Annotated in this window: 1 protein-coding gene; it reads right to left on the reverse strand. The window is 54.3% G+C overall.

Translation table 11 applies throughout. The features are described from left to right. On the reverse strand, positions 1–963 hold a 963-nt coding region (locus ST37_RS19975), incomplete at both ends, for a VCBS domain-containing protein (RefSeq protein ID WP_197687466.1).

Below are 963 nucleotides of genomic sequence, written 5' to 3' on the forward strand. Positions count from 1 at the left end.
CGGTGAACTCACCGTACGCATCGCTAATGGTGTTTTCTTCAAACGCTAAATTAGGATTGTCTGCATCCGTCGCCGTTAGGGTGCCGCTGACAGGCGTCACATCGCCTTCCGTCACTGCGTCGGTATCCGCAGAAATCACTGGCGCGTCATCGGTACCGGTGATGGTAATCGTCACTGTAGTGTCACTGCCATCGGACAGCGTCACAGTAAACTCGCGCACTTCTTTCTGGCCGGCGGTTAATGCGTCGACTGTGGCGTTATCGGCCAGTGTGAACGTCCAATTGCCGTCCGCATCAACGGTGAACTCACCATAGGCATCATTGAGAGTAGCCGGAGTAAACTCTAAATCGGGATTGTCTGCATCCGTGGCCGTTAGGGTGCCGCTGACAGGCGTCAGATCGCCTTCAGTGACTTCATCAGTATCCGCCGAAATCACCGGATCATCATCGGTACCGGTAATGGTAATGGTGACAGTGGTGTCACTGCCATCGGACAGCGTCACGGTAAACTCGCGCACTTCTTCTTGACCGGCTGTTAGCGCATCCACAGTCGCGTTATCGGCCAGTGTGAACGTCCAATTGCCATTGGCATCAACGGTGAACTCACCGTACGCATCGCTAATGGTGTTTTCTTCAAACGCTAAATTAGGATTGTCTGCATCCGTCGCCGTTAGGGTGCCGCTGACAGGCGTCACATCGCCCTCGGTTACCGCGTCGGTATCCGCCGAAATCACCGGATCGTCATCGGTACCGGTAATGGTAATGGTGACAGTGGTGTCACTGCCATCGGACAAGGTCACGATAAACTCGCGCACTTCTTTCTGGCCGGCGGTCAGAGCATCCACGGTGGCGTTATCGGCCAGTGTGAACGTCCAATTGCCCTCCGCATCAACGGTGAACTCACCGTACGCATCGCTAATGGTGTTTTCTTCAAACGCTAAATTAGGATTGTCTGCATCCGTCG

This window comes from Vibrio sp. qd031 (assembly GCF_002100145.1).
Classification (GTDB): Bacteria; Pseudomonadota; Gammaproteobacteria; order Enterobacterales; family Vibrionaceae; genus Vibrio.